Annotated in this window: 2 protein-coding genes; both read right to left on the reverse strand. The window is 55.7% G+C overall.

Features of this window, described 5'->3' with window-relative positions; genetic code table 11:
• Window positions 1-38: 38 nt before the first annotated feature.
• Window positions 39-980 (reverse strand): OmpA family protein, encoded by a 942-nt coding sequence (locus EKN38_RS21715; RefSeq protein ID WP_014830744.1) that lies wholly within the window; start codon window positions 978-980, stop codon window positions 39-41.
• Between the two features lie 99 nt (window positions 981-1079).
• On the reverse strand, window positions 1080-8115 hold a 7036-nt coding region (locus EKN38_RS21720; protein WP_126522691.1), incomplete at its 5' end, for an Ig-like domain-containing protein.

Genomic DNA, 8115 nt, shown 5'->3' on the forward strand with positions numbered 1-8115 from the left:
AGCGTCTCCGCAATCCGTATTTTTGTATCGATGCTGACTTAGTGGCTTTTCACTAAAATTTCTACGCGACGGCTGTTGACGTTACATCCTGCCGCTTGCTGGCTGGCAGAGGTACCGCAGCCTTCAGCGCTTTGTGCTATTCCTTTGCCCGTCGTGTTATTGATCAGCTCCGGTTTAATCCCTTTCTCGATCAGCAATGAACGAACGGTATCGGCACGTGCTTCAGACAGGCGCTGGTTAGCCTCACGGCTACCAATTGCGTCGGTATAACCCACAATCTGGATCTCACTGACGTTATTCGCCTTTTTGGTAAATTTCACCACCTCGTCCAGCTTATTGCGGGATTCAGCAAAAATCCCTGCCGCATTACTTGCCGCAAAGCGGAACAGGACTTGCTCCTGAATAAGCACCACACCGCTGTTATTAACGTAATCACAGGTTTTTACCTGGGATGCACGGTTAATAATTTTGGTCTGTTTATGCATTTTACTCAACAGGGCTTCAGCCTTAGAACGCTCTTCCAGGGCCGCCGTATTTCCTGACGTACCTGGATTAACCTGAATAAAATAGGTTTGCGCACTCTCGGCATTGAGCTGTTGCAGAGGATTTTGTTTCCCCTGATAAGCAGGGTGATCGTTGAACCAGGACTCCACCGCATGCGCGCCTGGCGCGGCGCACAGGACGGTAAATTGCCCCGGCAGCAGTACCGACTGCAGCTCGCGGTCAACGTAGATCGTCGCGGGTACGCTCCCCTCAGGGTAATAAACCACAATTTGTGCCTGTTCCGGTGTCACATCTGCGACCGGACGATAGGGCTGTGGTGCCGTCTTCCCGGAAGCGGTTTTGACGTCTGCCGGTATATCGATGACGTGCTTCACGCGTTCTGCTGAATATGCAGTGCTGGATATCAATACGCTGAGCGCGGCAGTAATAGCACACGCCAGGTTTATTTTTTTAAACTTATTAAGGGTTACTTTCATTTATCAAATTCCCGATTAACCCAGTGAATGACTGTGTAACAACGATGGGTAGATGCGTGCAGAAAGCCCGCCATCCGAAGATGGCGGGTATTTACTGGGTTACATCATGATTTGGTTATTCTGTAGCAGCGTCACCAAATCCGTTTGCACGTCAGCCAGCGTGACAACCTGCGTAAATCCATGCTGTCCGCCCTGACCGTCACGGTCGATACTGATCACGGTATCACTACCCACAACTTCCACCTTCACGTAGTCAAGTACGCCGCGGGAGGAGTAATCCAGCTCCAGTTTTCCTTCGTCTTCGAAGAAGGAGACAGAACCTTTGTAGTCAAGCAGTTCACTCATATCGAGCAGATCTGCATCACTGTCTTTCACCAGATTACCCACCTTAAAGCCGTGGATCGTGTCATGACCATTGCCACCGGTGCTGTCGTTGCTCAGACCTGCCAACACCTTGTACATCAGCGTATCGTTACCGCCGTTGACCAGGTAGAAGGCGTCGTTGCCACCACGTCCTTCAAACACGTTATTCGCAGAGTTATCCGTAAACGTATCTTGCTGGCTGGAACCTACGAGCCCCTCGATGTTGAGGAGCTTATCGGTGCCGTTACCGGTTGCAGTGCCTGTCCACAGGTTCGCGTTGATCGCAGTGGTTGAACGGCTATAGTCAACAACGTCCATACCGGCAGTTTCGCTCCAGACTGGCTTACCGCTCACAATCTGGTTCCAGCCGCCGCCACCGTTGTAGGTGTCATTGCCTGCAGAACCGAAGAAAGTGTCGTTATAGCCCGTCCCGATGATCCCGTTGTTGCCGGAAGTGTTGTTCGCCGCATTGCTGCTTTCCGCCGTCAGTACGTAGGAGTCATGGGCTTTACCTGTTGTCAGGCCACCCCAGTTCTCATTTACCGTACCGTTGGTGTAACCACCAATGCTGCCCGTTGCGCCAACGTGATCCGCTTTACCGTCGGTAATGCGCAGCATCTGCACGGAGTAAACTTCATTCGGATCCAGCCCGAAGAAGCTCACCAGACCCATACTGTTGCTGGAACCAGAGGACTGCGGGTTAATCAACTGGGTTGCCACAAGCTCGCCCGCTGAGTTGTATAACTTCACGGTGTTGCTGTAGAAGGTATTGATGCCGTTGCCGTCAACAATACGGATCTGCAGGCTCGTGCCGTCCGCCGCGATATTGGTGTTTTTCACCAGCATCGTGCGTCCCGCGTCGTCTCTTGCCACGACATCAGCATCTGCGCCAGAACGGTACAGCACCAGGTCCATCGAGCCGTCCCAGTCATAGTCGAGTGCGACGGCACCCGTCATGTTGTTGAACGTCGTGCTACCTGTCAGGCTGACTTTATTGGCGCCCCAATTGTTACTACCGGTATTGGTATACAACATCGGCGAGCCAGTCACGCCAGAGCGTGGCACTTCGATGATGTCCATCTTACCGTCGTGGTTCCAGTCCACTGCCAGCGACGTGCCGCCATCAACGTTATCGCCAAACCACTGCGCCTGGCTGTCCGTTGCATTGAGCTTGCCGGTACCATCGTTCAGATAGATACGGCTCTCGTCGCTGTTACTGCCCCCCTTCGAACCACGGCTCAGGAACAGATCCAGCCAACCATCGTTGTTGTAATCCGCATAGGTCATGGAGATAGACAAGTTACCGTAGTCTTCATGGCCATCGTCACGGAACACGTTCGCGTAGTAGCCAACTTCACCGAAGTTGGTCTTCGACGTCCCGGTAGTCTGGTTATACAAGATACCCAGACCGCGGGAGTTGTTGCCGACGAGGTTGCCAGCGCCGTTGTAGTCGATATGTGCCGTAATATCTACGGTACCGTTGTTATCGATATCCACAGCCCCGACTTCGTGCAGCACACTCAGCGACGTTGGCAATGCTCCGCCAGGATGTCCGTCAGAGAAGCCGGAATTGTCCTCGTAACTGAGCGTGCCCTGCGTATTTTTGATGAACGAAATGGAGTCTGCTTCGGAGTCACCCAGCACAAAGTCCAGATAGCCATCACCTTCACGGTCATAGGAAATCACGCCGCCGAGGTGGTTCAGGGTGCCCTGATCCAGCGCCTTCGCGGAGTAACTACCGTCCGCATTCTGCAGCCAGTAGGCGGTACGACCCGCGTTACTATAACTACTGATCTGAGACATGACGTCGGCATAGCCATCGCGGTTAATGTCCGCAAAGGCTGCGGAGTTAACATAACGGCTGTATGACGTGCTATCTACGTCGTAACCCGCACCGTTTTCAGTTGACGGTTGGGCAAGGTACGTTGAATCGTAGTCTTCACGCGTGACGGAGTCATAGACACGTCCGGCGTTAGCGGTCGATGTGCCAGAAGTGCCACGAGCACTCTGGAAGAATGACCACAGACCATCCTGACTGATGGTCACCGCAGCGGCGTTCAGACCGCGGCTGTCCGCATCGGTCGTTCCCCCCCAGGTTTGTTCAATCAGCGTACTGCCGCCACCTTCGGTGACACCTGTACTGGTGCTGGCGCTCATGCTTGAGCGGTTACCCGCTTCATCCCAGACCACAAAGGCCAGGTTATGTGCGCCAGAAGGCAGCGACGTATTCAGACTCCAGGAGCCGTCAGCGTTAGCCTTCACGAAGCCAATGACCTGATCCAGACCTTCCTGATAGGTCCCGTTGTTGTTGACGTCACTCACCAGCGAGACAATCGCCCCCGCTTCAACACGACCGTATTGACCGCTGGAGAAGGTGAACGAATCTCCTGTGGTGGTGTGCTGCGGCACATCTGGCGCCCCGGTAATACCGTTCGGAGAATCCAGATCGATAACCACGTTGTAGCTATCCGCAAACTTCGTGTTCGTACCTGGGTTGCCCGCAACGTCAATGACCTGCAGCTTGAAGCTGTGAGTAGTGCTTGCTGTCGCTTCCGGCAGTACATAGCTCCAGCTCTGGCCGTTAAGTGCCAGCGTTTGCCAGGTTTTGCCGTTATCCAGGGAGATCTGCAGATGCTCACCCGCCTGTAGCGCCGCGCTCAGGTTACCGCTAATGGTCACCGTACGGTCACGGGTGACCATGTCGCTGTTGGTTGCTGTCGCAGCATGGCTGAAGTGATCACCTGTCGTCAGACCATGGCTGGTATCGGTGGTGACTTTGGTGGTCGTAGACAGACCATTCATGTCACTGCCGCCTGTTGCCACCTGCAGCGCCTGAGAATCAGTGCTGCCAACGTTACCGGCGTTATCCACCACGCGAGCCTGAATGGTGTAAGCACCATCATTCAGCGTCGTGTTCTGCATATCCACAGTCCAGGATGTACTGGTCACCGTTGAGGCACGCGTCCAGGTTGCACCGTTGTCGAGGCTAATCTCAACCCATTCGTCCGCCTGCAGGGCTTTCGTCAGCTGACCGTTAATCAACAGCGTGTTATCGCTGGTGACGAAGTCAGTATCTGATGACCCCCGGTCTTCTGATATAGAGCTGATATTGATAACCGCGTCAGACACGGTGGTATCGACAACAATCGTCCAGGTGTTGCTCGGCGTACTGATGTTGCCCGCCGCATCCGTAGAGGTTGCCACCAGATTCCAGGTGCCTTCAGTCAGCTTGTTCGCGTCAGTGATCTGCAGCGTCCACTGGCCCGTCGTGCTATCGGCCACGGCGGTACCCAGCAGAATGCGCGTTGTCGCATCCACCTGATGGTACACATTCACCGTGCTGCCCTTCTCTGCCGTACCGGTAATTTCAGGCGTGGTGTCGTTGGTAGGTTTGCCGTGGGCAACAGAACCCTGAACCGGGTTAACGTCGTCCAGCACATCCGTAATAACCGGCGCGACAGGCGCAACCGTGTCCACCACCAGATCAAAGTCGATCGGCGTGAGCGGGTTATTGGACGGATCGGTCCCGGTAATACGCAGCGTATGCGCGCCATCACTCAGGCTGCTCAGCGGCGTGAATTCCCAGTCACCGTTGGCATCTGCTTTCACCGTGCCAAGCTGAACGCCACCGACGTCAGTGATGATAATGGTGCTGCCTGCCGTCGCCTTACCGACCAGCTGTACCTGGCTATCATTGGTGACTTCACCCTCGCGAAGCACGCGTGAGCCGCCCGTTTCCTGCACATCATCCACCACCTGCAGCAGTTGCAGATAGCTTGCGCCCGTGGAGACGTTAACAGTGATATCGTCAACGATCGCGCTCGCGTTACCCGCCGGATCCGTTACCTGGGTCGCGAACTGGTGTTCACCATCTGCTAATGGCGTGGTTGGCGTGTACTGCCAGCTACCATCAGTGTTAGTCACAACAACTGAACCAATCGCCTGGCCGTTATCGTAGATAGTGACCGTGCTACCCTGCTCTGCTTTACCCGTGAAGGTCGGTTTGTTGTCGTCGGTGGTCATACCGTCGGTTAACTGACCTTTCCAGGCCCCCTGATCGTCAGCCACCTGCAGGCCGGAAACCGGATTCGGTGCTGTTGAATCAATGGTTACCGTGAACGAACCGCTGCGATCGCTCTCCTGACCCGCGCTGTTGGTATTGGTCACCGTAAAGGTGTAGCTACCGTCAGCCAGTGCCGGAGATGGCGTGAAGCTCCAGGTGCCATCGCTGTTCAGCGTTGTTTTACCTACAACCTGACTGCCGTTGTAGATGGTGATCGTATCGCCCGCAGCACCGTCCGCAGTCCCGTTCAGGGTCGGCGTATCGTCTTTGGTCAACGCATTGTTGGCCAGGTTGATAACGGTTGTGCCGGTATCGTCCAGAACGTTAACGATCGCTGGTGCATCCGGGGTATCGGACATAATGACGTCATAGCTGTCAGCTGGTTTCGCCACGTTGCCAACCCGATCGGTTTCCGTCACGGTCAGTTTGTTGATGGAGTCACCGTACAGAGACTCAGATGGCGTCAGTTCCCATTTGCCGTTCTGATCAACCGTGGTGGTACCCAGTACCTTCGTGTTGCCGTCTTTATCGGTGGTGTAGACCGTAATGACGTTGCCCACTTCCGCACCAGAGCCGCGGATCACCGGACGTGAGTCATCCAGTACGCCGCCATCCGCAACAATACCCTGAACGTTACCCACGTTATCCGTGACGGAATCAATGGTCACTTTGCTCGCATCCGGCGCGGTGTAGTCGGTAGTCAGCACGAAGTCCGCAGACTTGTCACTGACGTTGCCGGCTTCATCTGTGGCCGTCACGTAGAAGGTGTTTTTACCTTCCGGTAACTTGCTGCCCGGTTTGAAGTTCCATGCACCGTTGCTGTTCGCGGTGACTGTACCCAACAGGGTGCCGTCAACGGTGTAAATATTGACGGTGCTGCCCGCTTCAGCCGTACCGTGCAGGATTGGCTGCGGATCGTCAGTAACATCGTTGCTGTTCAAATCGTCCTTAACGGTACCCACCTGATCTTCCGCGTAATCAATGCTCGGACGATTCGGTGCTTTACTGTCAATTTCGAAACTGAAGGTGCTGGAGGTATCCTCTTTGCCGGTCAGATCTTTAGCGGTCGCCGTAATGTTGTGTACGCCATCGCCCAGATCGCTGGTTGGAGTGAATGTCCAGTTACCGCTGGCATCTGCCGTCACGGTGCCCAGCACCACGCTGCCATCTTTGATGGTCACGATGCTGCCTGCTTTTGCCTTACCGATAATGTCCGGACGGGCATCGTCAGTCACATCATTGGCCTTCAGTTCGCCCGTTACGGTGCCTTTATCGTCCATCACGCGAACGATAGTGACCGGTACGCTGGAGGTATCAAGCGTGACGGTGACACCGGCATTTTCAGCCCCCAGGTTGCCTGCTGAATCTTCAGCACGCGCGGTGAAGGTGTATTCCCCATCCGCCAGAGAACCGGTGGTATAAGTCCAGTTACCGTTCGCGTCTGCAACCGCAGTACCGTTTTCCTGGCCGTTCACATAGATGTGAACAACGCTGCCTGGCTCTGCTTTACCGCTGATCATCGGTGTCGCATCGTCAGTGGTATCGCCATTGGACAATGTACCGGTCTTCGGACCTTCGTTATCGCTCACGATAAAGCCTGTGACCTCACCCGGCGCGCTGGTATCCACCGTGATTGGGAAGCCGCCAGTCTGCGGGCTTACCTGACCAATGTCGTTAATCGCTTCCGCGACAAACGTATGAACGCCGTCCGCCAGTTTCGGCGTATTGAAGCTCCATTTGCCCTGGGCATCGGCCTTGGTTTCACCCAGCAGGGTGGTACCGTTCGGGCCGCCATAAATGCGAACCGTAACACCGGCTTCAGCCGTACCCGTCAACAACAGAGTGTTGTCGTTGGTTGTCGCATCCTTTTGTAATGGGCCGGTATGCGGCGCAACATCATCTTCCACACTGCTCAGGGTCGGTGGCAGCGGCTGACCGCCCGCATCGATCTGAATAATGTATTCTGGTGATGCCGCCGTGGTGTTACCCACGCTGTCGGTCTCTTTCACCGTCAGGTTGTACGTCCCGTCAGGCAGGGCTTTCGTGACCTGAAGTTCCCAGGTACCGTCAGCCTGTACTTTCGCGGTGCCAATCACCTTGTCACCGTTGTAGACGGTGATGGTGTTGCCCGGCTCTGCGCCCGTACCCTTGATCAGCGGCGTGTTATCGTCCGTCTTACCACCCGAGGCAATCGATCCGATGACAGAACCAAAATCATCCACCACATCGGTAATGCTCACTTTGCTCACGTCCGGGGCGGTGAAGTCCAGGGTCAGAACGAAGTCGTCCGATGCCACACTGGTGTTGCCCGCCTTGTCGGTCGCCGTCACGTGGAAGCGGTGCTCGCCTTCCGGCAGTTTCGCCACCGGCGAGAAGCTCCAGGTGCCGTCGGCTTTCGCCGTCACTTCGCCCAGCAGGCCGTTCTGATCGTAGATCTTCACGGTGCTGCCCGCTTCCGCCTTGCCGCTCAGGGTCGGGGTCGGATCGTCGGTGGTGGTGCCGTTCGCCAGGTTACCCTGCACGCTGCCCACGTCGTCCAGCGCCGCGTCGATGGTCGGTTTCACCGGTGCATCGGTGTCGATGGTCACGGTCCAGCTGCTGCTGTTCGACTCGTTACCCATCGGGTCCTTCGCCGTGGCGGTGAAGGTGTGGTCGCCGCGGCCCAGGTCCACGCTCGGCGTGAAGCTCCAGGTGCCGTCTGACCCCGCA

The sequence above is a fragment of the Enterobacter sp. WCHEn045836 genome (assembly GCF_003965585.1).
Lineage (GTDB): Bacteria > Pseudomonadota > Gammaproteobacteria > Enterobacterales > Enterobacteriaceae > Enterobacter > Enterobacter dissolvens.